The organism is Kribbella monticola (assembly GCF_003261635.1).
Lineage (GTDB): Bacteria > Actinomycetota > Actinomycetes > Propionibacteriales > Kribbellaceae > Kribbella > Kribbella monticola.
In genome coordinates this window covers 389,628-415,433 of record NZ_QFXK01000031.1, presented here as the reverse complement: position 1 = coordinate 415,433, position 25,806 = coordinate 389,628, and the positions used below count along the sequence as shown (strand labels likewise).

The following is a 25,806-nucleotide window of genomic DNA, read 5'->3' as shown; positions in this document are numbered from 1 at the left end:
GTTCGACCGGGTGCGGGCTACGCTGTCCGCGGTGCTTGTGTCGTTGTGGGAGGGGTGAGGGAGATGCTGTTCGACATCGGGCCACTCGAGATCGTGGTGATCGCGATCGTGGCCATCCTCGTCTTCGGCCCCGACCGGCTGCCGGAGTTCATCCGTACGGCGGGCAACCTGCTCCGCCAGGTCCGCCGGATGGTCAACAACGCCCAGAACGACCTGCGCAACGAACTCGGCCCGGAGTTCGCCGACCTCGACGTCCGCGACCTCAACCCGCGCAGCTTCGTCCGCAAACACCTGCTCGAAGGCATGGACGACGACGACTTCGACAAGCCCGTCTCGTCGTCGATGGACCTGATGGACACCCCCCAACGCCTGCCGTCCGGTCAGCGCGCGCCGTACGACCCCGAGTCCACCTAGGTCCGTCGACGGATCAGGTAAGGGATCGCGACTGCTCCGGCGATTGCGGGCAGCAGCGCGAGGAGTCCCCACAGCGGCGGGAAGATGCGTACGCCGTACTCGGAGGATGTCAGTAGCAGTGCGGCCAGCCCTGCGCTGATCAGCGCCATGACAGCTGCCAGGCCGGCAGCGAGCTGTCGGCGTCCGCGCGCGACTCTGGTGACCAGCAACCACAGCGCCACGTCGACCACCGCCACGCCGTACAGCAGGCCGTAGAGCAGGCCTGCCGACGGCTGCTTCCCGTACGACGCGTAGGCGGTCGTGGCGTGCTCGACGAGGCTCTGCCTCCCGGCCTGGTCGACGATCGCTGCTGCTCCCACGACTAGTGAGAGACCAGCGGCGATCAGCGTCGTGCCGCGCCCTGTTGATCGATTTTCAGATAGTGACTGTCTCATGCGAGTGACTTTATCAGGCAGTGACTTGCTGAAGCATGTGACTTTCTCGTAGGTTGGCCGCATGGCTACCGGTCTGCGGGAACGCTGGCGCGTGAAGGCGCGGCGCACGATCCAGGAGTGCGCGCTCGATCTGTTCGACGAGCGTGGCTTCGGGGCGGTGACGATCGAGGAGATCGCGGCCGCCGCGGAGGTTTCGCCGTCCTCGGTCTACCGGTACTTCGGGACCAAAGAGGGAATCCTGGTCGCCGACGAGTTCGACACGATGAGCGAAGAGGCGCTCGCAGAGATCCTCGACGTCGACGATCCGGTCGAGAGCATGCTGCAGATCGTGCTCAGGTACGAAGCGGTGGCCGCTGACGATGCGACGCCTGCTGCCGAGGGGGCTTTGCGAGGGGAGCGGAGTCCTTGGCGGCGGGTGCGGTATTTCTTCCAGGAGCCGTCCGTGCGGATGGCAGCCTGTGCTGCTCTCGACCGCGCTGGTCAGCGCATCGCCCCGCTCTTGGCGGGCGGCGGTCGAGGGCTGACCGAGGCGCAGGCCCGGGTGGCGGCGAATGCTCTGGTGTTCGGCTACTTCGCGGCGCTCGAGCAGTGGTATCTGGAGGGTGGCAACCAGCCGATCGCCGGCTACGTCGAAGAGGGCATGTCGCCACTTCGTGCGATCTGGTCGGACGCCAAGAGGTCTTAGCTGCCGCTGTCAGGAGGCGGCGGAGTCTCCGGCGAGTAGGTCGTAGCTGACTCGGTCGTCGGAGCCGGTTGCCAGGCGGAAAGCTTGCCGCTCGGTACCGACGTGGCGGAACGCGGCTGACTCGGCGACTTTGCGGGCCGCTTTGTTGGTCGCCGCCGTACGGATCACCAGGCGGGTGCCGCCGAAACCACCGTCGGCCGGCGCCGCGAAGTACCAGGAAGTCAAGCAGCGCAGGGCTTCTGTCATCACGCCGCGGCCCTGGGCGTCCGGGTGCATCCAGTAGCCGATCTCGCCGTCGCCGTGGCTGTCGAGGTTGAACAGGGTGAGGTTGCCGAGTCCGAGATCGGTCGAGGCGTCCGCGATACACCAGTTGAGGCGGCGGCCGGTCGCTGCCTGCTCGGCCATGTCCTTGAGCCACCAGCGTGCGTCCTCGACGCTGAACGGTTGCGGGATGAACGGCAGGAAATGCGCGGTCGCCTGGTTCGTCCGCGCCGAGCTGATGCGGTCGACCTCGTCGGCACGCCATTCGCGCAGCCTGATCCGCGACGTCTCGAGCACCGGAACCTCCAACCATCGTTGCCTCGGCCCGCGCGGATCGCCCGGCAGGATCCATCCCGTCCACGCATCCGTACGCCGGCCCGCCAATTCCGCCAGCCCCGGGATCATCGGCCCCGCCCGGAACCCGGTCGCCCAGGCAACCCTGCGCGACGGCCAGTTCCCCACCGCGGCCCACCAGTGGATCACGTGAAAACCGCACACCTCGAACCCGAACCCCAACACCAACCGAACAGCCCGCGCAGCCACACCAGCACCCCGAGCCCAGCGGCTCAACCCGAAATGAACGCTCGCATTGCCCATCGAGTCAGGCCGCAGCCCCACCGACCCGGCGTACCGGCCCTCGTACTCGACCACGAACACCAGTTGAGTCCCCGCCGCCCACGCCTCGGCGATCCCGAACCCGATCCAGTTCCGCGCATCCTGCACGCCGAACGATCCACCGTCTTCGACATTCCGCTCTATCGCCCCCGGAAGGTCGTCAGCCCGCGGCCCACGCAAAACCACCACACCATCAGTAAGCACCGGATGCTCAATAGGAATCGGCATCCCAAAAGTCAACACCAACCAACGGTCATGAGTTGACTTCTACGAACAACCGCGCGCGAGCGGGCGACGAACAACCGCGCGTGGGCTAACCGTCGTACGAGCTGATTAACGGCCGACGGGGGACAGGCCTAGTTGGCGGCCGAGGAGGCCTCGGGGTTTGCCGCCTAGGCGGTCGGCGATCTGTTCTAGGACCTGGGCTGCCGGCGTCTCCGGATTGGCCATCGCGAGGGGCTGGCCGTTGTCGCCGCCGCTGCGGAGGCGCTCGTCCAGCGGTACCTCGCCGAGCAGCGGGATGTCGTAGCCGAGCCGCTTCGACAGCGTCTCCGCGACGCGCGCCCCGCCGCCGGAGCCGAAGATCTCGATCCGGTGCTCGGGGCCGCAGTGCGGGCACGGCAGGTACGACATGTTCTCGATCACGCCGGCCACTCGCTGGTGCACCATCTGCGCCATCGTCCCGGCGCGCTCGGCCACCTCGGCGGCGGCCTCCTGCGGGGTGGTCACCACGATCACCTCGGCGGACGTGAGCCGCTGCCCGACGGAGATCGCGATGTCACCGGTGCCGGGCGGGAGGTCGAGGAGCAGTACGTCGAGGTCGCCCCAGTACACGTCGGCGAGCATCTGCACCAGCGCGCGGTCCAGGATCGGGCCGCGCCAGGCGACGACCTGGTCGCGCTTGGGCTTCAGCATGCCGATCGAGATCACCTTCACGCCGTGCGCGGGCACCGGCATGATCATGTCGTTCACCGCGGTCGGGCGCTCGTCGGCGACGCCGAACATGGCCGGGATCGAGTGTCCGTAGATGTCGGCATCCAGTACGCCGACCGACAACCCCTTGGCCGCCATGGCGACCGCGAGGTTCACCGTCACCGACGACTTGCCGACGCCGCCCTTGCCGGACGCGATCGCGAACACCTTGGTCAGCGAGTCGGCCCGCGCGAACGGGATCTCCTTCTCGGCGACGCCACCACGCAACTGGGTCTGCAAAGCAGCCCGCTGCTCGGTCGACATCACCCCGAGGTCGATCTCCACGCCGGTGACACCGTCGAGCGCGCTCACCGCGGCGGTGGTGTCACGACGCAGCGTGTCCTTCATCGGACAACCCGCAACAGTCAGCAGGATCCGTACTGCGACCACGCCGTCTTCGCGGACGACGACGGACTCGACCATCCCCAGTTCGGTGATCGGTTTCTTGATCTCCGGGTCCATCACGGAACCGAGCGCAACCGTCACCTGATCAGCAGTAAGACCCATACGTCCCAGGCTACGTGCTCCCCGTCTAGCCCCCGACTCCAGTCCATGTGACGTAGGCCCGGCAAGGGCACCCTAACCAAGCGCCGCTACAGGCCGGGTGCTCCGTAGACGGGGAACCAGCGGGCCAGGTCCGGTTCGAAGCGGAGGTCGGCGCCGACGATGGACTTGATCTGGAGTTCGGTCGCGTTGTCGCGCCGGTCGGCGCCGACGGGGACGAACGGGTACCACGAGCCGCGTTTGTACAGATACACGAGCCCCAGCGACCGGGTGCCGTTGGTGAAGGAGACCAGCGTGCACAGCAGCGCAGCGCCGAAGCCGGCGTCGACGAGCGAGGTGTTCACCGCGTGCAGGTCGGTGACGAGGCCTTCGAGATCGTCGGGCGTGGTCTCGCGGACGAGCCAGGTGAAGCCGAAGAAGTCCGTCGTACTGGTGAATTTGCCGTTGTCGAGGGCGAGCAGTTTGTCGACCTCGTCGCGGAGCGTCGAGAAGCCGCCGCCTTCGGCTGCCTTGAAGCAGACCGAGCCGCTGCCGGTCGGTCGATAACCGGCCGCGGTCTCCAAGGTGATGGCGGCCGAGGGAAGCGAGAACAGCTGGTCGAGGTTCGGCGGTACGGCTTTGCTCCTGCCGAGCAGGATGTCGAGAAGGCCCATGTGGCTAAGCTTGCTCGCCCAGCTCGCGGGACAGCACACCGAGCCGGTCGAGGCGCGTCTCGAGCGGCGGGTGGGTGGAGAACAGCGACGACAGGCTGACGCCCTTGCCGGAAATGGCCGGAGCGAAGAAGAACGCGTTGAACGCCTCCGCCTGGCGCAGGTCGCGCGACGGTATTCGGGCGATGTCCCCACTGATCTTGGTCAGCGCCGAGGCCAGCGCCGACGGCCGCCCGGTCAGTACGGCGCCGGCCCGGTCCGCCGCCAGCTCGCGGTACCGCGAGAGGGCGCGCGTCAGCAGGAACGAGAGCGCATAGACCACGGCCGAGACCGCCACGACGGTCAGCACGATGGCGGCCGTGTTCTGATCGCGCCGTCCGCCCAGGCCGCTGTAGAGGCCGAAGCGGGTGATCAGCCCGGCCAGTACGCCGAGGAACGACGCGATCGTCATCACGGCCACGTCGCGATGCGCCACGTGGGACAGCTCGTGCGCGAGGACACCTTCGAGTTCATCGGCGTCCAGGCGCCGCAGGATCCCGGTCGTCACGCAGACGACGGCCTTGGACGGATTGCGGCCGGTGGCGAACGCGTTCGGGAGGTCGACGTCCGCGATCGCGACCCGCGGCTTCGGCATGTCGGCCAGCGCGCACAACCGGTCGATCGCGCCGTGCAACTGCGGCGCCTCCTCCGGGCTGACGATGCGGCCGTGCATCGCGTAGAGCGCGATCCGGTCGGAGAACCAGTACTGCGCGAACAGCATCCCGCCCGCGATCAGGACGGCCAGGACGGCGCTCTTCGTCAACGCGATCAGCGCCGCGACGAAACCGACGTACAGCAGGCCCAGCAGGAAGCTGGTCACCACCATCCGGTTGGTCAGACCACGATCCGGCTTGAAACGACTCTTCATCCGATCCTCCCGCAGCTCAAGGCGAGGGTAGCTCGGCCGCAAAGAATCTCAGACCCGGTCGTCCTCGCGGTCCTTGTGCTCGAGTTCGGCCAGCAGCGAGCGGAGTTCGGAGCGGAGGAAGTCGCGGGTGGCCACTTCGCCCACCGACATCCGCAGGGCCGCCATCTCGCGGGCCAGGAACTCCATGTCGGCGCGGCTGCGGGCATCCACGTCGCGGTCGCGCTCGTACTGGACCCGGTCGCGGGCCTCCTGGCGGTTCTGGGCGAGCAGGATCAGCGGAGCGGCGTACGACGCCTGCAGGCTGAGGGCCAGGGTCAGGAAGATGAACGGGTACTGGTCCCAGCGCAGGTGCTCCGGCGCGAAGATGTTCCAGCCGACCCAGAACAGGATCGTCGCGGTCATGTAGACCAGGAACTGGCCGGTGCCGAGGAACCGGGCGATCCGCTCCGACAGCCGGCCGAACGCATCCGCGTCGTACGCGCGCCGGCGCACGATCGTCCGGCGGAGTTCGCGCGGGATGTCCAGCCGGTCCGCGGCCCGCATCAGCCGGCGGTCGTCGGAACTGCGGTCGTCACGGGGCATTGCGATCCACCTCCGGCTGCTGTTGGGACTCGCGCCAGTCGGACGGGAGCAGATGGTCGAGTACGTCGTCCACGGTGACCGCGCCGAGCAGCCGGCCCTCGTCGTCCAGCACCGGCGCCGCCACCAGGTTGTAGGTCGCGAGGTACTTGCTGACGGTGTGCAGGCTGTCGTCCGCGCGCAACCCGTCGAGATCGGTGTCGAGGGCAACGGATACCAGCGCCGACGGCGGTTCGCGCAGCAGCCGCTGGATGTGGCCGATCCCGATGAAGCGACCGGTCGGGGTCTCCAGCGGTGGCCTGCAGACGTACACCATCGCGGCCAGCGCCGGGCTCAGTTCGGCATTGCGGACGTGCGCGAGCGCATCGGCGATCGTGGCGTCGGCAGGCAGGATCACCGGCTCCGAGGTCATCAGCCCGCCGGCCGTACGCTCCTCGTACGTGAGCAGGCGCCGGACGTCCTCCGCCTCGTCGGGCTCCATCAACGTCAGCAGCCGCTCGGCGGTTTCGGTCGGCAGGTCCGCGATCAGGTCTGCGGCATCGTCCGGTGACATCTCTTCCAGTACGTCGGCCGCTCGCTCGGTGTCCAGGCCGGCCAGGATCTCCACCTGGTCGTCCTCCGGCAGTTCCTCCAGTACGTCGGCCAGCCGCTCGTCGTCCAGCGCGGCCGCGATCTCCTTGCGCCGCTTGGGTGACAACTCGTGTAGTACGCCGGCCAGGTCGGCAGGCTTCATCGACTCGAAGGCGGCGAGGATGTGCGTCGCGCCCTGACCCTCCTCGGCCTGCCCGAGATCGCTGACATCGGCCCAGTCCAGGACGTGCGACTGCCCACGCCGCCGGAACCGCTTGGCTCCCTCGGTCACAGCGACCTTCGACAGCACCCAGTCGCGGGTCCGCCATTGCTCCATCGCCAGGTCGAACACGACTGCCGTCGCGCCGGTCTCGCGGATGGTGACCTTGCGATCCAGGAGCTCGGCCAGTACCAGTACTTCGGTCGCCCGCTGCTCGAAGCGCCGCATGTTCACCAGCCCGGTGGTGATCACGTGGCCGGCGTCGACCGAGGTGACCCGGGTCATCGGCAGGAAGATCCGCCGCCGGGTGAACACCTCGACCACCAGCCCGAGCACCCGCGGCGGCTGGTGACCCTGTCTGAGCATCACGACGACATCGCGGACCTTGCCGACCTGGTCCCCGTTCGGGTCGTACACCGGGAGACCAGCCAGCCGGGCGATGTAAACGCGCGACGGTGAACTGCTCATGCCCGAAGGCTAACCGCCCGTACGCCGCCCGCCCGCCACCCGACCCGCTGACCAGCGCGTTCGGCGCCGATCAGCTCAGTTTGGGGCGGCGCTTGCTGCGCCGGTGGAAGGTGATGGGCCGCTTGCCGCGGGTCGTCGCCGGACTGCCCGCCGGAGTCTCCAGGCGCGATCGGTCGTCCCACTGGCCCGCCGACTCGCTGATCACCCCGGTGGGCTCCAGGACGAGCAGATCAGCTTCGGTCTTCCAGCGTTCGAGCTGGGTGTCCAGGTCTTCCGCATTGAGCCGCTCAGTCCGCAGCACCTGCGCAGCAGCGGTCCACTCCTCACTGCCCGGCTCCAACCGCCGCACGTTCGCCTTCCACCCCGCCAACCGGTTCGTAGCAGGCTTGGCCGGTACGACGACATCGGCGGCGCCCGCTTCGGCCAGCCCCGGTAAGGGCTGCTCCGCGCTGCCCGAGCGATCCGCGAGTACGACGTACGAGCCGTCGACGGTGGCGAACCAGGCCGGCAACGGGCGGCCGCCGCCCCAAGCCAGCCAGACGAGCCCGGCCTTCTTCATCACCCCGGCGATCTCCGCCACTGCCTCGTCACTCGTCACGTCCTCAGCCTGTCACAACAGCGCGGCACGGGTGAGGCTGGACACAACCCGCGCAACGCGTGAGGGAGGTCACCGCGAGTGGCGGCCGATTCGCCGTACGCTGCGGGTGACCGACGGGTAACCGAGCCAAGAGGATGCGGCGATGGCTGACGAGACGAGCACCGGCAAGGCCTTCCGGAGCAGGCGTTCGTGCCTGGCGACCCCGGGATCGAACTCGCGGTTCCTGGAGAAGGCGAAAGGGCTGGACGCCGACCAGGTGTTCCTCGACCTGGAGGACTCGGTCGCGCCGATCGCGAAGGTGGATGCCCGCAAGAACATCGTCGCCGCGCTGAACGAGGGCGGCTGGGGCACGAAGACCCGGGTGGTCAGGGTGAACGACTGGACCACCGAGTGGACCTACGCCGATGTCATCGAGGTGGTCTCGGGTGCCGGGGCCAACCTGGACTGCATCATGTTGCCGAAGGTGCAGACCGCCGAGCAGGTGGTCGCGCTCGACCTGCTGCTGACGCAGTTGGAGAAGGTGCACGGGCTCGAGGTCGGTCGGCTCGGGATCGAGGCGCAGATCGAGAACGCGCTCGGGCTGACGAACGTGAACGCGATCGCCGCTGCCTCACCGCGGGTCGAGACGATCATCTTCGGCCCGGCCGACTTCATGGCGTCGATCAACATGAAGTCGCTGGTGGTGGGGGAGCAGCCGCCCGGGTACGACGTGGGCGATGCGTACCACTACATCCTCATGCAGATCCTGATGGCGGCCCGCGCGTACGGCAAGCAGGCGATCGACGGGCCGTATCTGCAGATCAAGGAGCTGGACGGGTTCCGGCGCGTCGCGGGACGGTCGGCGGCGCTCGGGTTCGACGGCAAGTGGGTGCTGCACCCTGACCAGATCGCGGCGGCGAACGAGGTGTACTCGCCGCGGCAGGAGGACTACGACCACTCCGAGAACATCCTCGACGCCTACGACCACTACACCTCCGCGGCCGGCGGCGCCCGCGGCGCGGTCATGCTCGGCGACGAGATGATCGACGAGGCCTCCCGCAAGATGGCCCTGGTCATCTCCGCCAAGGGCCGCGCCGCCGGCATGACCCGCACCGACGTCTGGCAACCACCGACCGACTGATTGTCAGCTGGGTGGCACCTGGGACATGACGGCGAGGAGGTGGCCGTCGGGGTCGGGGAAGAAGGCCATCCACTCCTCGACGCCGGATTCGTGTTTGTGGATCAGGTGGGGAGCGTTTTCGAACCTGACGCCCCGGGCGGTGAGATCGTCGTACGCCGTCTGGATGTCGTCGACGCGGAAGTACAGGATCGACGGTTCGCCGACGCGATCGGGGTCCTCCGCCGCGTTGAGGAACAGGCGCGTTCCGTCGCAGTCGAAGAAGGCCAGGTCACCGAAGGTGTAGAGGTGCGGCAGCCCGAGTACGTCCCGATACCACTCGACTGCTGTCGTGATGTCGCTGACCGGCCGTGAGATCTGGCCGATCGACCCCAGTTGGACGCTCATCGCTTCGACTCCTTGTCTGGTTCCGCCGGTACGCAGAGCGCTGTCCGCGGGCACACCTCGCCAGGTCCGAAGCTCGGCCCGGCGCTCCAGGCCGAGCTTCAGCAACGCGTTGGCGACATGGAACTTGACCGCGTCGACACTGATCCCGCGCCGCCCGGCGATCTGCCGGTTCGACATCCCGTGCCGGACCGCCTCGACGACCCGCCACTCGGCGGGAGTCAGTACGTCGGGATGCCGCGGCCGGCCGCGTCTGCTCACACCGATCACGCTAGCGCCGGGACCGGCGAATTACCCTCCCCCGAGCCATCCGTGCCCGGGGGAGGATCGACGGAGAGCTCAGCCGAGGGTGAAGACCTTCAGCAGGCGGATCGGGCGGACGGGCGGGCCGTCCTGGTCCGGGTCGGTGATGCCGGCCTTGACCATCCGGTCGAAGGCGGACATGCCGTAGATGACATGGCCGAGGACCGTGTAGTTCGGCGGGATGTTCGCGAACGAGTGCACGACGAAGAACTCGCTGCCGTTCGTCCCCGGTCCTTGGTTGCCCATGGCAACGGTGCCGCGCGGGTAGGTCTCCTTGCCGGTCACCTCGTCGGGGAACTTGTACCCCGGTCCGCCTTCCTCCTGGCGGTAGATGTCACCGCACTGCAGCACGCCGAGCCGCGCGGAGTTGGTCAGCCGGAAGCACTGGGTGCGGTCGTAGAAGTCGCTCTTGGTCAGATGCACGAAGTTCGACACGCCACACGGCGCGTTCGCCCGGTCCATCCGGACCACGAAAGGCCCGTAGTTGGTCAAGAAGTACACATCGACGGTGCCTTTCGCGAGCGCCGTCGACCGCGGCAGGGTGACCGGCTTCGCGGCCGGATTCTCTGGAGTCGGCGTGAACTGACACTGCACGGTCGGTGGTCGATGACCACTCCGTACTGCGGGCGCGGCCGCGGCGGTGGTTGTGGTCAGCGTGGCGGCGACCAGCGTCGTCACGATCAGGGCAGGGATTCTTGATCGCTTCATGCGACCAACCTAATACTCCCCGTCGACAAGTTCTTCCGGATCGGCTGAAGGAATTCACCGTCCACTCGCACACGCAGCGGCTGCCGCCTAAGGTGAGTCGGTCCGTCGGCAGCTGAGGTGTTGTGGGGTGTTGGTGTGAACGGCGAGGTACTCGCAGGGCGCTACCGATTGCTGACCTTGCTGGGGCACGGTGGCGCGGGCGAGGTCTGGCGGGCCGAGGACGAGGCCCTGGCCCGGCCGGTCGCGGTGAAGCTGCTGCGCCGGCTGGACGGCGACCTGATGGACGCCACCGACCGGTTCCGCACCGAGGCGCAGTCGGCGGCCCGCTTGCTGCACCCGAACGTGGTCGCCACCTACGACGTCGGCATGGCGGACGGCCAGGTGTTCCTGGTGATGGAGTTGGTGAACGGCCCCGACCTGGCCAAGCTCCTGCGCAGCGGCGGGCTGCCCTCGGTCGAGCTGGTGGCCGACATCGCCGTACAGGGTGCGCGGGCGCTGGACGCAGCACATGCTGCCGGGATCGTGCACCGGGACGTGAAGCCGGGCAACCTTCTGCTGGCGCCCGACGGCACTCTCAAGATCACCGACTTCGGTATCGCGCAGGCAGTGGGCCTTGATGGCGCTACCGGACCGGTGTTGCTCGGCACAGCGGCGTACGTGTCGCCGGAGCAGGTACGTGGCGAGCGGGCGACTCCTGCCAGCGACTGGTACTCGCTGGGCTGCGTGCTGTACGAACTGCTCGCCGGAGCACCGCCCTTCGTAGGCGAGAACTTCGATGCCGTACTACGCCAGCACCTCGAAGCCGTACCGGTACCAATCGTCGTACGCCGTCCAGAGGTGACCGCTGGTCTCGGCGAACTCGTCACGCGTCTACTGGCCAAGGCACCGGGAGCTCGGCCGGCCTCTGTCGAGGAGGTGACCCGCTACCTCGAGCAAGCCCCTGCAGACCAAGGCACTCGCGTACTGACGGTGCTGCCGCCGACCGAGGCCCCCGCGGTATCACCAGCGGCTGACCTCGTGCCTGGGCTTCAGCCTGAACGAGAGCCGGAACACCAGCGCAGGAAGGGCGGATTCCCTTTCGCGAAGGCCATCCTCGCCTTGGCGGTCGTGCTGGCCGGCGTGGTGATCGCGGCACTGCTCAGGGAGGGCGTGTCCAACCCGAAGGCCGAAGCGCGTGACGTACCGACTCAACCGGTGGTGACCAAGGCGACCGCCACCGCGAAGCCGAAGCCCACACCGACCCCGACTCCGACACCGACGCCGACTCCCAAGCCCACCAAGAAGCCGAAGGTCACCCCGAACCCGTCGTCGACGCGGATCAGCCAGCTGCGCACCCTCGCCGCCTTGCTTCGGGCCCAGGACGGCCGCGGCTCGAAGACGGCCAAGGCTGCGGCGAAGGATGTCGACGACGCGGCTGTGGCGCTGGACGAGGGTGACGACGAGGAAGCGGCCACCAAGTTCGCCGACGCCCGGCGGCGCCTCATCGAAGCCCAGCGCGAGCACCGCTGGCAGGCGACGCCACAGATCGTCATCCTCTTCAACGCGCTCAGCCGGACCATGCCGTCCGGTGACAACGATCACGAGTGAGCCACCTGACGGCTTTCGGGTGGCCGGTGTCACAGCGGGTGTCGGGGAGGTACGGCGATGCTGTGTACCGCGATACTCGCGAGTAAGCGCGACAAGGGAGCCTCACTATGAGCAGGTTGCAGCAGACCGAGGGACTGACCGACATCCAGGAGGAGATCCTGAAGACGGTCCGGGCCTTCGTCGAGTCCGAGATCCTCCCGGTCGCCACCGAACTGGAGCACAAGGACGAGTACCCGACCAAGATCGTCGAGGGCCTGAAGGAACTCGGCCTGTTCGGGCTGATGATCCCCGAGGAGTACGGCGGTCTGGGCGAGTCGCTGCTCACCTACGCGCTCTGCGTCGAGGAAATCGCCCGCGGCTGGATGAGCGTCTCCGGCATCATCAACACCCACTTCATCGTGGCGTACATGCTGTTGCAGCACGGCACCGACGAGCAGAAGCGGAAGTACCTGCCGCGGATGGCGACCGGCGACGTACGAGGTGCCTTCTCGATGTCCGAGCCGGGCTGCGGCTCCGACGTCGCCGCCATCAAGACCAAGGCGACCAAGAACAAAGAAGGGAAGGAAAGCGAGGGGGGTGGCGGCGAGACCTACACGGTCAACGGCCAGAAGATGTGGCTGACGAACGGCGGCTCGGCCAACCTGGTCGCCGTACTGGTGAAGACCGATGAGGGACAGGACTCGGTCTACAAGAACATGACCACCTTCCTGGTCGAGAAGGAGCCCGGGTTCGGCGAGGTCGACAAGGGTCTGACCGTGCCCGGCAAGATCGAGAAGATGGGCTACAAGGGCGTCGACACGACCGAGCTGATCTTCGACGGCTACGAGATCGCCGCCGACCAGATCCTCGGCGGCGTACCGGGTAAGGGCTTCTACCAGATGATGGACGGCGTCGAGGTCGGCCGGGTGAACGTGGCGGCCCGGGGGTGCGGGGTTGCCCGGCGCGCGTTCGAGCTCGGCATTTCCTACGCCCAGCAGCGGGAGACGTTCGGCAAGAAGATCGCCGAGCACCAGGCCGTGCTGTTCCGGCTGGCCGACATGGCGGTCAAGGTCGAGGCGGCGCACGAGCTGATGGTGAAGGCGGCCCGGAAGAAGGACGCCGGCTCCCGCAACGACTTCGAGGCCGGTGTCGCGAAGTACCTGGCCAGCGAGTACTGCTCGCAGGTCGTCGAGGACTCCTTCCGCATCCACGGCGGCTACGGATTCTCCAAGGAGTACGAGATCGAACGCCTCTACCGCGAGGCCCCGATGCTGCTGATCGGCGAAGGGACGGCCGACATCCAGCGCATGATCATCGGCCGCCGCCTCCTCGAGGACTACAAGCTCTGACTCCCCGCAGGAGCCGGGCTCAGCTGGCGATGGGGGTTTGGCGCAGGGTGCCGGAGCCGTGGCCGGAAAGGAGCCAGATGCCTAGTTGGGTGACCTCATGGCGGACCGAGGCGCCGGCCCGGCGGGTGGTGATGAGGCCGGCTTCCCGCAGTACGGTCGCCTGGTGGCTTGCTGCCGCGGGGGAGATGTTGCAGCGCTTGGCCAGCTCGGTCGTCGTACAGCCGCTCACTGCAGCTTCCAGGGCGGCGGCGCGAGTCGAGCCGAGCAGGGAGCCGAGGGCGTCGCTGGGTGGTTCGGTGTCGAGCGCGGACTGCCGCAGGATGCCGGGGGCGTGCTGGATCGGGTAGACCAGGATCGGCTTGAGCTCCGGGTCGCGCAGCTTGGTGGGCACCTGCCAGCAGAAGGCGGACGGCTGCAGCTCGATACCGCGGCCGTCCAGGTAGAGATCGCGGTCGTTCATGTCGAGCACCTGCAGCACCGGCGCCACCCAGCGGACCCGCGGGTGCAGCGACGACAGCAGCCGGTCGACACCGTGCCGGGCCAGCGCATCGCCGCGATGCGCGTGGTCGGCCGTGACGTGAGTGCCGATCGACTTCCAGTACGGCGCGATGGCGGCGTCGTGGTACGTCTTGATCGCCCGGCCGAGCTTGCGCAGCGAGTTGCGGTCGCCCTCGGCCAGCTCGCGGGTCCACGGTGAGACCGGACGGTACTTGCTGAGCAGGTCGAGCTGGCTGCGGATCTGCTGCCGGGGTGTGGCCAGCGTCATCTCCAGCGCGGTGTCGAAGTCGGGCGCGGACTCGGCCGGGGTGAGGAAATCGGGCGAGTAGCCCTTCACCGGGGTCAGCTCGAGCAGCAGCCGCATCTGGTCCGGCGCGACCTTGGTGCGGACGTGGCGGCGCCAGTCCTCGAAGACCAGCCGGCCGTCGGAGTGCTGCAGCATGTGCAGGCTGAGGAGGATCTCCCACAGCGGTGCGGGTCGCGTCGAAACGGTCGTCCGCGCCAGGTCACGCGGCGTGAAGTGAATGCGTAGCACGGAGCCCTCCCAGGTACGGATCGTCTCGACATCCCCCGATGCCGTCGGTTGCAGACCGTGGTGGACCACTGACCGAACGCGATGTCGGCATTGAATCAGGTGCTTGAGACCATCCACAACCGTTCCCCGGCCGCCTGGCGCCGGTAATGGCGGCCATGGCACGAGGTTGCCAACTCACCGTCCGGGGAGTAATGGGGTCAGAAGTTGACCAACAGATGTCAGAGCCACTTATTGCGCTTGAACAACCAGTAGAGGCCGGAGCAGGCCGCCGCCATTGCTGCCAGACAAACGAAGTAGCCGTACTTCGAGGTCAGTCCCGGGATGTAATCGAAGTTCATCCCGTAGATCCCCGCGATCATCGTCGGCACCGCCAATACGGCTACCCAGGCAGAGATCCGCCGCATGTCCTCGTTCTCCGCGACCTGGACCTGTGCCAGCCCGGCCTGCAGGATCGAGCTGAGCAGTTCGTCGAACGAGATCACCTGCTCCTTCACCCGCAGGAGGTGGTCGTCCACGTCGCGGAAGTAGTTTCTGGTCTCGTCGGCGATCAGCGGGTGCCGTCCGGTCGACAGTGCTCGCATCGGACCGGTCAGTGGCGCCACTGCACGCTTCAGCTCGAGCACCTCGCGCTTGAGCTGGTACACCCGCTCGATGTTGCGCCACCCGCGCGGGCTGAACATCTCCGTCTCGATGAGATCGATGTCGGCCTGTACTGCGTCCGCGACCTCGAGGTAGCTGTCCACCACGTGGTCCGTGATCGCGTGCAGTACGCCGCCGGGTCCGGCTGCGAGCCGCTCAGGCTCCTGCTCCAGGTGCTGCCGCAGACCGGTCAGCTCTCCGTGGTCGCCGTGCCGCACGGTGATCACGAACCCGGGTCCGCAGAAGATCATCACCTCACCGGTCTCGACCACCTCGCTGGTCGCGGTCAGCGTCCCGTGCGGCACGTACCGAACGGTCTTCAGTACTGCGAACAGCGTGTCGTCGTAGCGCTCCAGCTTCGGCCGCTGGTGGGCCTCGGTCGCATCCTCCAGCGCCAGCGCGTGCAGCCCGAACTCCGCCCCGATCACGGCCAGCTGGTGCTCGTTCGGCTGGAACAGGCCGATCCAGACGAAGCCGTCACCACGCCGGGCCCGGGTCAGCGCGTCGACGTACGAGCCGCTGCGGGTGTCGCGACGGCCGCCGCGGTAGAACGCCCAGTCGACCAGAGCGCCCTCCAGCTTGCCGCTGCCGACCAGGTCGAGCGGGGGACCGGGACGGTCCGGCCGGCGCGCGAACACACGTCCCATCCGGCGTGTCGCGCCCATGTCCCACCTCCACCCGGTCATCGACGCGAGGCTATCAATGTGCCGTCACCAGCCGTCGGCCATGATGGACATGCACGCAAGAGGAGAGGAACGACGATGAGCACCCAGGGCATGCCCTCGCTGGACCCCCGGCCGACCGGCCTGACGATCGGGACCTACGACACGTACCGGGAGGCACAGCGAGCGGTCGACTACCTCTCGGACGAGAAGTTCCCGGTCGAGCACACGACCATCGTCGGCAACAACCTGCGACAGGTGGAGAAGATCACCGGCCGGCTCACCTGGGGCCGTGCGCTCACCGCCGGCCTGGCCAGCGGTGCCTGGTTCGGTCTGTTCGTCGGCGTCCTGCTCGGCCTGTTCACCACCAATGGCGGCTGGCTGGCCGCGCTGCTCACCGGTGTGGTGCTGGGCGCGATCTTCGGGATGGCATTCGGCGCGATCGGCTACGCCCAGCTCGGTGGCCGCCGCGACTTCACCTCGCGCACAGCGGTGGTGGCGACGACGTACGACGTACTGTGCGATCACAAGTTCGCCGAGGAGGCGCGCAACCACCTGGCGAAGCTGGCGCTCAAGGGCGAGGTGGCGCCGCGGCTGCCGGAGCAGTCCAGCTGAGTTACCAGGGCGACCAGGCGGCTTCGACAGCAGCGTCGTGGTCACCGAGCAGAGCCAAAGCGAGCAGCCTGTTGTTACCCCGGAGATGATCGGCGTACGCAGCGAGCTGCTCAGCTGGCCTCAGGGCCAGGTGCCCGGCAGCGATGCGCAGGGCGAGAGGCAGGTACCCGCAGAGGTCGGCGATGTCCGCTGTCGCTTGCGGCTCCCGGTCTGCACGCTCTGCGCCGAGCACGGCCCGAAGGAGCTCGATTGCCTCAGCAGGTTCGAGTACTGCGAGCGTCGTACCGTATGCGCCCTCCAGAGCCAGGTCGCTCCGGCTCGTAACCAGTACTGCGCTGTTGCCGACCGGGACCCACCCCAGCTCCTCGACGTCGTCCAGCACGATCAGGACCCGCTTGTCGGGCGGTGGCGGCGTCGTGTCGGCATCGCGAAGGAACCACTGGCCGTCGGGGTAGCGGTCCTTCACCAGATGCGCCACCCGCACGGCAAGGGCCGTTTTGCCTACGCCGGGCGGCCCGCTGATGGTGACGACCGGTACGGCGGCTTCGGTCAGATGGGCCACGATGGCCTTCACCTCGTCCTGCCTACCGACGAAGTCCCCGATGTCAGCCGGTAACTGGCGGTGCACTTGCCAAGTAGCGTCCGGTCCGTTCAGTACTTCGAGGTGCAGCCGGCGGACCTCCTCGCCCGGGTCGATGCCGAGCTCGTCGCGCAGGAGCGAAGCCAGCTCCTCGTACGCCGCCAGCGCCTCTGCCTGGCGGGACGAGTTGTGCAGTGCGAGCATCAGCTGAGCCCAGAAGCGCTCTCGCAGCGGGAATCGCTTGGTGAGCGAGGTCAGCTCAGGAATGAGTTCGGCGTACTCGCGGAGGGCCAGCCTGGCGTCGACGAGTTGCTCGGCCGCGCGCAGCCATTCCTCCTGCAGCACGGCTCGCTTGTCGCGGACTACGGCGTAGTCGTGTGCACCTGTCAGCGGTTCGCCCTGCCAGAGCCGCAGTGCCTCGGCGAGTGCGTCAGCGGTTCCGGCCGCGGTGAGCAGGCGGAACTGGCACAGGTCCAGGCCGCCTGCGGGGACCTCGAGCCGGTAGCCGCCCGCGTGGTGCCGGAGGTCGAGCCCGGGACCTATGACGCCACGCAGCCGCGACACCGCAGTCTGCAGGGCCCGCTGCGGTTGCGCTGGCGGCTCACCATCCCACAGCCACTGGATTAGCTCCGCGGCGCTGACTGTCTGGTTCGCATTCACCAGCAGGGCGGCGAGCAGGGTCCGTAGCCGGGGCGCGCCGATCGGGATCTCCCGTCCCTCTTCAAGGACCGTGATCGGGCCCAGGATGCGGAAGACGGGACTCATGCATCACAGTGTCCCCTGGTCCCGCGGGCGACCCTTCCAGCAGCGCGCGTCCCAGCCTGGTCGCCAGATGCACCACGGACTTGCCGCGCCGGTGCGACTCGATCAGCCCGGCTTCCCGCAGTACTGCGGTCTGGTGGCTCGCTGTCGCCAAGGTGATGCCGCAGGCCTCGGCCAGCTGGGTCGTGGTGGTGCCGTTGACCGTCAGGGCGAGCACTGTCGCTCTGGTGCGGCCGACCAACGCGGCGAGCTGCTCCTGGTTGGCGCTGCTCTCCCCGTCCGAGTGCACCAGTCCGGTGGCGTTCCGGATCGGGAAGACAAGCACCGGTGGCAGCTCACGGTCGGCCAGCTTCGTCGGCTGCCGCCAGCAGAAGTACGACGGTTGCAGGCGCAGGCCTCGGCCGTTCAGGCGCAGATCGCTGTCCTGGAAGGCCGCGATCTCCAGCACCTGGTCACGCCAGCGTGCCTGCGGGTGGACGCCTTCCAGTACTGCGGCGATGCCACCGCTGGTCAGCTGGTCCAGGCGGTGCCGCTGGTCTTCCTGGACGGCTGCCTTCAGGGACGGCCAGTACGGCAGCAGTGCGGACTGGTGGTAGATCCGGATGGCGTGCCGGAGGCGGTGCAGCGATTCCGGTCGGGCTTCGGAGAGCTGCCGGACCCACCCGACCGAGCTCCGTCGCGGCGTCAGCTGGGCGAGGTCGGTGTGGAACCGCTCACGCGGTACGGCGAGCAGCCGGTCCACCGCGTCGTCGAACTCCCCGACGCCGGCCGGGGGCGTTGAATGGGCGGTCGCCCTCACGGGGAGGCCGCCATGCGAGACCGGCCCTGTGGCTGCCCCGACCGTCTCGCGCGGCAGCCGGCGCCGCATCCGTTGCCGCCAGGCGCCGTAGGCGATCGGCCCGTCCTCGACCTGCAGCATGTGCAGGCTGTGCAGGATCTCCCACATCGGGTCCGGTCCCGGTGCCAGTGTGGTCCGGGCGAAATCTTCCGCAGTGAAGTGAATTCGCAGCATCTGTCGTATCCCCTGTCCCCAGGGCACCAGCCAAACAGCTGCCGCTTACCGATCGCTCACCGTTCGGCATCCTCCGCCTCGCGCGGGCTGCGTGACGCATCTCTCGGGCCCTGTCACCGGTTTGAGAGGTAGGCCACGCGCCGGGGTACTGCCGGGACCGCGACGGATTGGGCAGCATGGGCGGGACAGGCGACCAGGAGGAGAACCATGCAGTTCGGGCGGAGCTACGAGGAGTTCGAGGTCGGTGCCGTCTACAAGCACTGGCCCGGCAAGACGGTGACCGAGTACGACGACCACTTGTTCTGCCTGCTCACCATGAACCACCACCCGCTGCACCTGGACGCCAATTACGCCGGCGAGACCACCCAGTTCGGCAAGAACGTTGTAGTTGGCAACTACATCTACTCGATCCTGCTCGGCATGTCGGTCCCCGACGTCAGCGGCAAGGCGATCGCCAACCTGGAGATCGAGTCGCTGCGGCACATCGCACCGACCTTCCACGGCGACACCATCTACGGCGAGACCACCGTGCTGGACAAGTGGGAGTCGAAGTCCAAGGACGACCGGGGCGTCGTCTACGTGGAGACCAAGGGCTACAAGCAGGACGGCACGGTCGTCTGCCTGTTCAAGCGCAAGGTGATGGTCCCGAAGAACTCCTACCTCGAAGCCCGTGGCGGCGAGCAGCCCGGCCGCCCGACCCCGGTCGAGCCACCCGCCAAATCGTAGGACGGGTCAGGTCGGTTCGATCTCCAGCAGGATCGCCGACGGCATCGGCAAGGTCAGCTCGAGGGTCGAGCCGCTCCACTCCAACGGCTTGCTGACGAGTCGGCTTCGCTCGGCCAGCTCGCGCCACTGGTCATCGGTCGGCCAGTCGCCGACATCCAGCTCCTGGGCCGCTGCCACGAGATCGCCGGTGCCGTTCGCGAGCTCAGTAGCAGTGACTCGCCATTGAGGTTCCATCCCTGGCAGCGACAGCTTGACAGTCCTGGTGAGTTCCTCGGCGCCGTCGGCTTTGGTCTGGTCGAGGGTGAGGTTCCACAGCAGTACGGCGATGCGGTCGCGATCGCGGGTCGCCCAGGCCTCCACCAGGCTGCCGCCGCCGTCGCCGGTCAGGGTGACCGGTAGCTCGACCGGGCCGAGGCGGTTCAGCAGCGCGAGGGCGTGGTACCGCGGTTTGGCCAGCCCTCCGACGGTCTGCAGGCCGAAGCCGCCGTGCAGGAAGCTCGGCGGCCGGCCGAGTTCCTCGAAGTGGTCGGACGCGACCCAGTAGGACAGGGCGTCGACCCGGCCTGCCGCGGATCGCATGCCGCGTAGTACGAACACTCCGGCGAAGACCGAGTCGTTGATCGGGTTGAAGTGCCGTGGTGTGACACCCCACTCGGTCCAGAGGATCCGTGCTGCTCCGAAGCCGTGCCGCTCCAGCGAAGCCCGTACGTCGAGCGGCGCGCTGCCGTAGAGGTGCGTGGACACGAAGTCCACGGGTGACCCGGTCGAGGCTGCGTGCGCGAGCAGGTCGTCGACCCACCCGGCCGCCGCCGACGAGGGACCGCCAACGGCCAGTCGTGGGTCGACCGCCTTGACCGCGGCCGCGCTCACGTCGTACAGGCGGAGCCACTCCGCCTTGGTGCCGGACCAGAAGACCGAGAGGTTCGCCTCGTTCCAGACCTCGAAGTCCCAGCCCAGTACTTCGTCCAGCCCGTAACGGTCGACCAGGTGCTGGACCAGAGCGCGGACCAAATCACCCCACTCCTCGTAGGACCTCGGCGGCGAGATGATCGCGCCGTACGCGAAGACTGTCTTCGTCGGGTCGGCGGCAAGCTCGCGCGGCATGAAGCCGAGCTCGACCACCGGTCGCAGCCCGATCTCCAGCACCTTGTCGTAGATCTGATCGACCACGCTGAAGTCGTAGCCGCTGTCGGTGATCACGTGCGTGTCGTCGTGGAAGATCGCATGCGCCCGGACCGTCCGGACACCGAGTTCGTCGTGCATCCGGCGCAGCGCCTGCTCCAGCTCGACACCGATCTCGCGCCCACCCGTGAGGTCCTTGCAGAGCAGCTGACTCAGCCGCTCGCTGCCGACCATCGGCATCCACGGCCGGTGCAGGTCGGTGCCCTCGGCAACCGCATCCACCGTGACCGTGACGACCGGATCGATGCCGTCAGCAACCAGCGGCACTGCGCCGACGACCTCGCTCGCCCGGCCGGACGCCGTCACCTCGGGCACACTGGCGACGGCATACCGGTACGGCGTACCGGGCGTGCAGGTGGTGTCGACGTACGGCGGACCCGCTACCGCCAGGATGTCCCCGCTGTGATGGTCGACCGGCTCCAGCGGGCCGTCTTCGGTCGCTCGCAGGATCAGGTAGCCGACCGCCCCGTCGACCGGCGACCAGTCGATGGTCACCTGCCCGACCCCACCCACCGCCCGAACCTCCTTGGGCGGATCGAGATCCGGGAAGCCGAACTCGCGGGTCTCGTCACTGCGGATCGCGATCCGCGCGTCCCAATCTGCTCTTGCGTCTGGCACAGGGCAACCAATCAGTCGAGGCCGGCGGAGAACTGTTCCTGCGCGATCAGGGGCCGGATCCGGCGCTCGACCTCGTGGACGCCGAAGTTGCGCCTGAGCACGTCACCGGCGAATACGTTGCCGACGGCACCCATCACCATCGCCTGGTCGAGCGACAGGTATCGCTTGGCGATCAGGCCCGACTTCACCGCGACCGAGTCGTAGAACCCGCCACCGCCGTACGCGTGCAGGGTCCGCTCGATCCGGCTCAGGTTGTCGATCGCCTGACGGGGCGCGTAGGACATCGCGAGGAACGCCGCGTGCGGGGTGACCACGCCGTCACCGTACGTCGGGTTCGGATTGGTGCCTTCGCGGCAGCCCTCGAAGCCGGCGTCGAAGTTCGTCGCCTCCAGGTCGGACGGGTAACCGCTCGGGTCCATCCCGATCGCGTCGACGCCGTAGACGGAGTAGCCGCCCTTCGGGTTGCTCGCGGGCGAGAAACCCCAGTAGCCGTACTTCGCGTCGTCGAGCCCGTGCTCGATGTGGGCGCGGACGGTGAGCGGGTGGTTGATGCCCCAACTGCGGGGCGCCCAGGTCGCCTCGGGGACGAACAGGTCGGGCATCAGCGACTCGAACATGTCGCCGCCCCACGATGGGACCAGGCGCATACCGCGGTACGAGTAGCTGCCCTCGAAGACGTCGAGTCCGAGGTACGTCCGGTGCACGCCTTTGGGCTTCTGCTCGACCCAGGCCCAGTCGCAGCTGTCCGGGAACGTCCGGTAGGTGGCGAAGTACTGCGTGTGCGGGACCTGTCCGAGCGCGAAACCGATGTACCCGGCGATCCGCGCCTCGGTGTTGCAGGTGTCGTAGTGGAACTTGCGGTAGTAGACGTCCGGGCCGGTTCCGGCGTGGTTGCCCTTGTCGGTCTCTTCGTCCGGCGGCGGAGTCTCGAAGAAGCCACCGCGCATCAGGCCACCCGGCTTCGCGGCAGGGTTGTAGTAGTAGAGGAAGTTCATCTTGCTGAGCAGCGAATCGGCGAGCGCGCGCGCCCGCGGCTCGGCGTTGCGGACGACCATCAGAGCGCAGGCGAACCAGGCGTTGTCGACGCTCGACACGAACGGCGTGATCGGCTTGGTGCCGTCCGGATCGACGTACCGGACCTCGCCGGTGGCTTCGTCGTACCAGTTGAAGAACATGCCGCTCGGCTCGTGATGATCCACGTTCTTCATGGTGGTGAGCGTCTGGGTGATCCGGCGGTACGACTCCTGCGGCGAGATGATGCCGAGGTGTTTGGCGACGACGGTGCTCCAGAGGTAGCCGCCGATGTTGGTGGGGGAGGTGTAGCTGCTGCGCACCGGACTGGTGACGGACTCGCCGATGTTGTCGGCGGGCAAACCGGTTCGCTCGTCGGTCATCGCGACGAGGCTGCGCCATGTGTCGCGCGCCCAGCGGCCTACCAGAGCGCGGTCCTGGCGACTCGGTCGCCAGTCCCCCTTGAGGATCTTGGCGGGGTCGCGCGGCGTACCGGCGTACGAAGTACTGGCTGTTCCTATCAGTGCTGCGGAGCCGGTGGCGGCGAGGAGCGTGCGTCGGCTGATGTTGGCGGTCATCTGAGCCTCCAGAAGGTCTATTTGATTCCAGTGATGGCGATGCCCTTGGTGACGTGGCGCTGGAAGGCCAGGAAGATCACCAGCACCGGTACGACGACCACGACCGCGCCGGCCATCAACAGGCCGTAGTGCTGCGCGTTCTGGCCGGTCGAGTACAGGGCGAGGGCGACGGGCAGGGTGTACTTGTCCTCGGTCTGGGCGATCACCAGTGGCCAGAGGAAGTTGTTCCAGGAGCCGAGGAAGGTGAGGATCCCGAGCGTGGCCAGGGCCGGCCTGGTCAGCGGGAGCATGATCCGGCCGAAGATGCCGAGCTCGCTGGTCCCGTCCACCCGGGCGGCGTCCATCAGGTCGTCCGGCAGCCCGGCGAAGAACTGGCGCATCAGGAAGACGCCGAACGGCGAGACCAGGAACGGCAGGATCAGGCCGGGATAGCTGTTCGCCAGCCCGGCATTGGTGACGAGTACGAACAGCGGCACGAAGGTGACCATGCCCGGCACCATCAAGGTGCCCATCACCAGGACGAACAACGGCGTACGGCCCTTGAAGTTCAACTTCGCGAGGGCGTAGCCCAGCATCGAGCAGAAGGTCAGGTTGCCCGCCGTGACGACGAGCGCGACCAGCGTGGAGTTGAAGAAGTAGCGCGGGAAGTTCGCCTTGCCGAACAGCTCGCTGTAGTTGCCGTTGGTCGGTGCCTCAGGCAACCAGGTCGGCGGCACCCGGAGCAGTTCGCCGTCGGTCTTGAAGGAACCGAGCAGCATCCAGACGAACGGGGCCGCGACCGCGATCAGGCCGAGTACGGCGATGAGGTAGATCCACCAGCGTCTCATCACTTCTCCCTGAGCAGCCGGAACTGGAGGAACGTCAGCACGGCGATGACGACGAACAGGATGTAGCTCATCGACGCGGCCAGCGAATAGTTGCCGAAGCCGAACTGCTGGTAGGTGTACATCGACACCGACAGCGTGCTGTTCAGCGGACCACCCTGGGTCATCACGAACGGCTCCTCGAAGAACTGCAGGTAGCCGATCCCGGTCACCACGCTGGTGAACAGGATGGTCGGTCGCAACAGCGGCACGATCAGATAGCGGAACCGCTTCCAGGCGCTCGCCCCGTCGAGCTGGCCGGCCTCCTCGACGGTGTGCGGGATGCCCTGCAGACCGGCCAGGAAGATGATCATCGCCGAACCGAAGTTCCGCCAGACCGCCATCATGATCAGCGACGGCATCGCCCAGGTCTTCGACGCCAGCCAGTTCGGCCCGTCGATGCCGATCCAGCCGAGCACCGTGTTCAGCAGGCCCGAGTCCGGCGCGAGCACGAACCGCCAGATCACCGCGACCGCGACGATCGAGGTCACCACCGGCAGGTAGTAGCCCACCCGGAACAGGCTCTGGAACTTCTTCACGCCCTTGTCCAGCAGGACCGCCGCCGCCAGCGCCACGACAAGCGTCAGCGGTACGCCGATCACCACGAAGTACGCCGTGTTGAACGCCGCCTTGCGGAACGTCTCGTCCGACAAGGCCTTCACGTAGTTGTCGAAGCCGACCCCGTTCACCGCGAACGGCGTACGGAGGTCGCGTTGCTTCATGTCGGTGAAGCTCATCCCGAGCGATCCCAGCACCGGCCCGGCGGTGAAAGCCAGGAACAGTACGGCGAACGGGAGAGCGAGGATCCACGCCGCGGCGGTTTGCCGGCCGACCGCTCCGGAACGCCGTGGCTTCGAGCTGGGCCGCGGGGTGGGGCCGACCGCTTGCGCGGCCGGTCCCTTCAGCGTCGCTGAACTCATGGCCGATCAGCTACCAGTGCCGATCGACGATGCCTTGGTCTGGATCGCCTTCGCGGTGTCGGCGGGGGACTGGCCCGATTTGGCCATCTTCTCCACCTCGGTGTCGAAGGCGGTCGCTACCTGCTCCCAGTTCACGATCGCCGGCGGCGCCTTCGCGTCGTCGAGCTGCTTGCCGAACACCGGCAGCAGTGGGTCGTTCGCGATGCTCGGGTCGTCCCAGGCGGCCTTCACGGCGGGCAGGTCGGTGGACAGCTTGAACCAGGAGGCCTGCGTCTTGGCGTCGGACAGCCACTTCACCAGCTTCCAGGCGCTGTCCTTGTTCTTGCTGTTCTTGAAGACGACGAAGTTGCTGCCGCCCACGAACGAGGTCGCGGTCTTGTTCTTCGGCAGCTGGAAGACGCCGATGTTCGGCTTGATCTTGTCGCCGCCGAGCTTGGCGATCGAGCCGGCCATCCACGGGCCGGAGATGAACATCGGCACCTGACCGCTGACGAACTGCGCCTCGGTCTGGTTCGGCGGCAGATCCGTCCCGGCCAGCTTCTCGGTGAAGAAGCTCTGGTAGTACTTGAGGCCCTCCTGCATCTCCGGGGTGTCGAACGTGAACTGCTTGTCGTCGTCGCTGGTGATCTTCGCACCGGCCGACCAGGCGAACGGCATCACCGTCTGCCACGACCCGGTCCCGCCCGGCTGCAGGTTGATCCCGTACTTCGCACCGGCCTTCTCCTGCATCGCCTTGGCCATCGCCTTCAACCCGTCCCAGTCGGTCGGGGGAGTGGTGATGCCGGCCTTCGCGGCCAGATCCTTGCGGTAGAAGACCACCCGCGTCTCGACGTACCAAGGCACTCCGTACGACGTGCCGCCCACCTTGGTGGTGTCCAGCGCGCCCGGGAAGAAGCCGGCGGTGTCGATGCCGCTCGGAGTCGGGTCCAGCGCGCCGAGGTCGGCGAACTCGCCCATCCAGGTGGTGCCGACCATTGCTGCATCGGGCACCGACTGAGCGGTGATCGCGGTGGTGAACTTGTTGTGCGCGGCGTCCCACGGGATCGGCGTGACGGTCACCTTGACGCCCGGGTTGGCCTGCTCGAACTCCTTGGTCAGCTTGGGCAGGTTCTCGCCCTCGGTGCCCATCGCCCAGACGGTGAGGTTCCCGGTCGCCGGCTCGCTGCCGACGCTGGTCGTTGCCTTGGGCCCTGATTCGCCGGAGTCGGCGGACCGGCCACAACCGGTCAGCGCCAGCGCCGTCGCCGTAAGAGCCGCACCGCCGATCACCAGTCGACGGTGGAGGGTCTGCGTGGTCATTT

At 67.6% G+C, this 25,806-nt stretch carries 25 protein-coding genes and 1 pseudogene; 7 read left to right on the top strand and 19 right to left on the bottom strand.

The window, feature by feature from the left end:
- The first annotated feature begins 63 nt into the window (after positions 1 to 63).
- Entirely contained in the window at positions 64 to 414 is a 351-nt protein-coding gene (locus tag DIZ26_RS21340) for a sec-independent translocase (RefSeq protein WP_198676199.1), read from the top strand.
- Here DIZ26_RS21340 and DIZ26_RS21335 read toward each other — a convergent pair.
- Complete coding sequence (locus DIZ26_RS21335) at positions 411 to 848, bottom strand: hypothetical protein (RefSeq protein WP_157979772.1); 438 nt, start codon at positions 846 to 848, stop codon at positions 411 to 413. The two genes, DIZ26_RS21340 and DIZ26_RS21335, sit on opposite strands and share 4 nt — an antisense overlap.
- A gap of 61 nt (positions 849 to 909) precedes the next feature.
- Between DIZ26_RS21335 and DIZ26_RS21330 the strand changes: the two genes are divergently transcribed.
- Positions 910 to 1,533 (top strand): TetR/AcrR family transcriptional regulator, encoded by a 624-nt coding sequence (locus DIZ26_RS21330; RefSeq protein ID WP_112244146.1) that lies wholly within the window; start codon positions 910 to 912, stop codon positions 1,531 to 1,533.
- Positions 1,534 to 1,542: 9 nt separating this feature from the next.
- Here DIZ26_RS21330 and DIZ26_RS21325 read toward each other — a convergent pair whose 3' ends face one another.
- The 7 genes from DIZ26_RS21325 to DIZ26_RS21295 form a co-directional block, all read right to left on the bottom strand.
- Positions 1,543 to 2,637, bottom strand: a complete 1,095-nt coding sequence (locus DIZ26_RS21325; protein WP_112244144.1) for a GNAT family N-acetyltransferase — start codon at positions 2,635 to 2,637, stop codon at positions 1,543 to 1,545.
- Positions 2,638 to 2,742: 105 nt separating this feature from the next.
- A complete protein-coding gene (locus DIZ26_RS21320; RefSeq protein ID WP_112244142.1) occupies positions 2,743 to 3,888 on the bottom strand; it encodes an Mrp/NBP35 family ATP-binding protein in 1,146 nt (381 codons plus the stop codon).
- An 86-nt stretch (positions 3,889 to 3,974) separates the two neighbouring features.
- The gene (pspAB, locus tag DIZ26_RS21315; protein WP_112244140.1) at positions 3,975 to 4,538 is read right to left on the bottom strand and encodes a PspA-associated protein PspAB; all 564 of its coding nucleotides are present in this window, start codon (positions 4,536 to 4,538) and stop codon (positions 3,975 to 3,977) included.
- A gap of 4 nt (positions 4,539 to 4,542) precedes the next feature.
- Positions 4,543 to 5,442, bottom strand: coding sequence for a zinc metalloprotease HtpX (gene htpX, locus DIZ26_RS21310; RefSeq protein WP_112244138.1), 900 nt, complete (start codon positions 5,440 to 5,442; stop codon positions 4,543 to 4,545).
- A 48-nt stretch (positions 5,443 to 5,490) separates the two neighbouring features.
- The gene (locus DIZ26_RS21305; RefSeq protein WP_112244136.1) at positions 5,491 to 6,024 is read right to left on the bottom strand and encodes a DUF1003 domain-containing protein; all 534 of its coding nucleotides are present in this window, start codon (positions 6,022 to 6,024) and stop codon (positions 5,491 to 5,493) included.
- A complete protein-coding gene (locus tag DIZ26_RS21300; RefSeq protein ID WP_112244134.1) occupies positions 6,014 to 7,279 on the bottom strand; it encodes a magnesium transporter MgtE N-terminal domain-containing protein in 1,266 nt (421 codons plus the stop codon). The genes DIZ26_RS21305 and DIZ26_RS21300 overlap by 11 nt, the downstream gene beginning before the upstream one ends.
- Before the next feature lie 70 nt (positions 7,280 to 7,349).
- On the bottom strand, positions 7,350 to 7,877 hold the full coding sequence (locus tag DIZ26_RS21295; RefSeq protein ID WP_112244132.1) for a hypothetical protein: 528 nt from the start codon (positions 7,875 to 7,877) through the stop codon (positions 7,350 to 7,352).
- A gap of 142 nt (positions 7,878 to 8,019) precedes the next feature.
- Between DIZ26_RS21295 and DIZ26_RS21290 the strand changes: the two genes are divergently transcribed.
- Positions 8,020 to 8,997 carry an HpcH/HpaI aldolase/citrate lyase family protein gene (locus tag DIZ26_RS21290; RefSeq protein ID WP_112244130.1) on the top strand — a complete coding sequence of 326 codons (978 nt, stop codon included), beginning with the start codon at positions 8,020 to 8,022 and terminating at the stop codon, positions 8,995 to 8,997.
- 3 nt (positions 8,998 to 9,000) lie between these two features.
- On the opposite strand, the gene DIZ26_RS21285 is transcribed toward DIZ26_RS21290, so the two are convergent.
- On the bottom strand, positions 9,001 to 9,639 hold the full coding sequence (locus DIZ26_RS21285; protein WP_198676198.1) for a VOC family protein: 639 nt from the start codon (positions 9,637 to 9,639) through the stop codon (positions 9,001 to 9,003).
- A gap of 78 nt (positions 9,640 to 9,717) precedes the next feature.
- On the bottom strand, positions 9,718 to 10,389 hold the full coding sequence (locus DIZ26_RS21280) for a peptidylprolyl isomerase (RefSeq protein ID WP_112244126.1): 672 nt from the start codon (positions 10,387 to 10,389) through the stop codon (positions 9,718 to 9,720).
- A 135-nt stretch (positions 10,390 to 10,524) separates the two neighbouring features.
- Here DIZ26_RS21280 and DIZ26_RS21275 point away from each other — a divergent pair, with 135 nt between their 5' ends.
- Together DIZ26_RS21275 and DIZ26_RS21270 are read left to right on the top strand one after the other, a co-directional pair.
- Positions 10,525 to 11,976, top strand: a complete 1,452-nt coding sequence (locus DIZ26_RS21275; protein WP_112244124.1) for a serine/threonine-protein kinase — start codon at positions 10,525 to 10,527, stop codon at positions 11,974 to 11,976.
- A gap of 107 nt (positions 11,977 to 12,083) precedes the next feature.
- Positions 12,084 to 13,304 carry an acyl-CoA dehydrogenase family protein gene (locus DIZ26_RS21270; RefSeq protein ID WP_112244122.1) on the top strand — a complete coding sequence of 407 codons (1,221 nt, stop codon included), beginning with the start codon at positions 12,084 to 12,086 and terminating at the stop codon, positions 13,302 to 13,304.
- A gap of 19 nt (positions 13,305 to 13,323) precedes the next feature.
- Here DIZ26_RS21270 and DIZ26_RS21265 read toward each other — a convergent pair whose 3' ends face one another.
- Positions 13,324 to 14,337, bottom strand: coding sequence for an ArsR/SmtB family transcription factor (locus DIZ26_RS21265; protein WP_112244500.1), 1,014 nt, complete (start codon positions 14,335 to 14,337; stop codon positions 13,324 to 13,326).
- 218 nt (positions 14,338 to 14,555) lie between these two features.
- Positions 14,556 to 15,662, bottom strand: a complete 1,107-nt coding sequence (locus DIZ26_RS21260; RefSeq protein ID WP_112244120.1) for a magnesium and cobalt transport protein CorA — start codon at positions 15,660 to 15,662, stop codon at positions 14,556 to 14,558.
- Between the two features lie 75 nt (positions 15,663 to 15,737).
- Here DIZ26_RS21260 and DIZ26_RS21255 point away from each other — a divergent pair, with 75 nt between their 5' ends.
- The gene (locus tag DIZ26_RS21255) at positions 15,738 to 16,253 is read left to right on the top strand and encodes a general stress protein (RefSeq protein WP_112244118.1); all 516 of its coding nucleotides are present in this window, start codon (positions 15,738 to 15,740) and stop codon (positions 16,251 to 16,253) included.
- 1 nt (position 16,254) lies between these two features.
- Here DIZ26_RS21255 and DIZ26_RS21250 read toward each other — a convergent pair whose 3' ends face one another.
- Both DIZ26_RS21250 and DIZ26_RS21245 read right to left on the bottom strand, forming a co-directional pair.
- Positions 16,255 to 17,598 (bottom strand): AfsR/SARP family transcriptional regulator, encoded by a 1,344-nt coding sequence (locus DIZ26_RS21250; RefSeq protein ID WP_112244116.1) that lies wholly within the window; start codon positions 17,596 to 17,598, stop codon positions 16,255 to 16,257.
- Positions 17,555 to 18,607: an ArsR/SmtB family transcription factor gene (locus DIZ26_RS21245; RefSeq protein WP_112244114.1), complete on the bottom strand. Its 1,053-nt coding sequence runs from the start codon at positions 18,605 to 18,607 to the stop codon at positions 17,555 to 17,557. Before DIZ26_RS21245 ends, DIZ26_RS21250 begins: the two co-directional genes overlap by 44 nt.
- A 174-nt stretch (positions 18,608 to 18,781) precedes the next feature.
- Between DIZ26_RS21245 and DIZ26_RS21240 the strand changes: the two are divergent.
- Positions 18,782 to 19,333: pseudogene (locus tag DIZ26_RS21240) on the top strand (MaoC family dehydratase); the annotation flags it as partial.
- Between the two features lie 6 nt (positions 19,334 to 19,339).
- Here the strand turns inward: DIZ26_RS21240 and DIZ26_RS21235 are convergent.
- The 5 genes from DIZ26_RS21235 to DIZ26_RS21215 are packed head-to-tail and all read right to left on the bottom strand — an operon-like array spanning position 19,340 to position 25,804.
- Positions 19,340 to 21,133, bottom strand: coding sequence for a GH39 family glycosyl hydrolase (locus DIZ26_RS21235; RefSeq protein WP_112244110.1), 1,794 nt, complete (start codon positions 21,131 to 21,133; stop codon positions 19,340 to 19,342).
- An 11-nt stretch (positions 21,134 to 21,144) separates the two neighbouring features.
- Entirely contained in the window at positions 21,145 to 22,722 is a 1,578-nt protein-coding gene (locus tag DIZ26_RS21230; protein WP_112244108.1) for a glucoamylase family protein, read from the bottom strand.
- A 17-nt stretch (positions 22,723 to 22,739) separates the two neighbouring features.
- Positions 22,740 to 23,549: a carbohydrate ABC transporter permease gene (locus tag DIZ26_RS21225; RefSeq protein ID WP_232828497.1), complete on the bottom strand. Its 810-nt coding sequence runs from the start codon at positions 23,547 to 23,549 to the stop codon at positions 22,740 to 22,742.
- The gene (locus DIZ26_RS21220; RefSeq protein WP_112244103.1) at positions 23,549 to 24,505 is read right to left on the bottom strand and encodes a carbohydrate ABC transporter permease; all 957 of its coding nucleotides are present in this window, start codon (positions 24,503 to 24,505) and stop codon (positions 23,549 to 23,551) included. The genes DIZ26_RS21225 and DIZ26_RS21220 overlap by 1 nt, the downstream gene beginning before the upstream one ends.
- A 6-nt stretch (positions 24,506 to 24,511) precedes the next feature.
- A complete protein-coding gene (locus DIZ26_RS21215; RefSeq protein ID WP_112244101.1) occupies positions 24,512 to 25,804 on the bottom strand; it encodes a sugar ABC transporter substrate-binding protein in 1,293 nt (430 codons plus the stop codon).
- Positions 25,805 to 25,806 lie beyond the last annotated feature (2 nt).